Origin of the sequence: Thermosynechococcus sp. M3746_W2019_013 (assembly GCF_015296045.1) — a bacterium.
Taxonomy (GTDB): Bacteria; Cyanobacteriota; Cyanobacteriia; order Thermosynechococcales; family Thermosynechococcaceae; genus Thermosynechococcus.
Window position 1 is genome coordinate 1 of sequence record NZ_DVDW01000011.1, and the last position, 1107, is coordinate 1107.

Here is a 1107-nt window from a genome sequence, read left to right on the forward strand (position 1 = left end):
CCACCGCGGCCCGGACGATGCCGGGGTGTGGGTGGATAGAGTTGGAAAGCTAGTGAGGAGGGTTGCACCAGTAACTAGTGCTCTCTTGCTTCATCCTGTAAAATAAATGGGCAAGAAGACTGCAGAGAAGTATTGTGAAGTCTATCTGACTTGTAACCTATAGATTAGATGCTCTTGGGAAGTTGTAATGGCCGCTAAGGGTGCTTTGGTCTTTTTATTGCTCCTTTTAGGTGCTCCGGCTTGGGCTACCAATCCCGCTGATTTAGAACAACTGCGGCGCACGGGTAGCTGCCCCAAGTGCGATCTGAGCTATGCCCGCTTACGGGGATGGAATCTTCAGGGGGCCGATCTGCGGGGAGCTAATCTCAACGCTGCCAATCTGCGCAGTGCCAACCTGATGGGGGCTGATCTGAGTGGCGCTATCCTTAACAATGCTGATTTAACGAAAGCCAATCTCACAAATGCCAAGCTCACAGGCGCCAGTCTCCTTATCACGCGCTTGGATCGAGCAATTCTTGTGGGGGCACACTTGGTAGATGCGATTCTAGGGGGGCGCGATCGCTTGGCACAGGTGAAAACATTCCGCAATGCCACGTTGCCCAACGGTCAAAAAGCATTCTTTTTGGAAGAACCAACCCGCCGTCGCTAGTCTATGGAAATTGCCCTTGTTAGTTTTATTGTCCTGTTTGTGCTCACAGAAATGGTGCTGCACCTGCGGCAGTGGGTGATGCCCTTGCCAGTCGTCTTAATTGCTGCGGCTGCCCTTGTGGTGGCTTCCAATTGGCCCCTGTTTCGCCGTGAGTAGCTCAGCCGTTCTGGACCTGGCTGCTAAATGCTTAGGGGAACTCTTAGGGTGGCATCAGGTGTATCATCCGCACCTAGCTGCCCACTGGCAGGCTCTCTATGGGTTGCGCGATCGCCTGCACCAGCCTGCATGGCACATTGTTGTCCTTGGCCAAGTGGGGCGGGGCAAGTCTGCACTTTTGAATGCCCTCTATGGCGAAGCTATTTTTCCCGTGGGCGCTATCCATGGCACCACCCAATGGCCGCGCACCGTTCGCTGGCACTGTCAAGATCAAATCGTTGATCTCACAGATACTCCCGGGC

At 54.0% G+C, this 1107-nt stretch carries 3 protein-coding genes; all 3 read left to right on the top strand.

All coding sequences use genetic code 11. From position 1 onward, the window contains the following. Positions 1–187 precede the first annotated feature (187 nt). A complete protein-coding gene (locus IGQ16_RS01480) occupies positions 188–649 on the top strand; it encodes a pentapeptide repeat-containing protein (RefSeq protein ID WP_297059979.1) in 462 nt (153 codons plus the stop codon). Between the two features lie 3 nt (positions 650–652). Continuing rightward, positions 653–805: a hypothetical protein gene (locus IGQ16_RS01485; protein WP_157869728.1), complete on the top strand. Its 153-nt coding sequence runs from the start codon at positions 653–655 to the stop codon at positions 803–805. Between the two features lie 58 nt (positions 806–863). Then, positions 864–1107, top strand: a 244-nt coding sequence (locus IGQ16_RS01490) for a GTPase (RefSeq protein ID WP_297059981.1), incomplete at its 3' end; no start/stop codon positions are given.

What these genes read in the sequence shown, in the direction of transcription:
- IGQ16_RS01480 (WP_297059979.1), top strand. Translation starts at nt 188, where the DNA reads ATGGCCGCTAAGGGTGCTTTGGTCTTTTTATTGCTCCTTTTAGGTGCT.
- IGQ16_RS01485 (WP_157869728.1), top strand. Translation starts at nt 653, where the DNA reads ATGGAAATTGCCCTTGTTAGTTTTATTGTCCTGTTTGTGCTCACAGAA.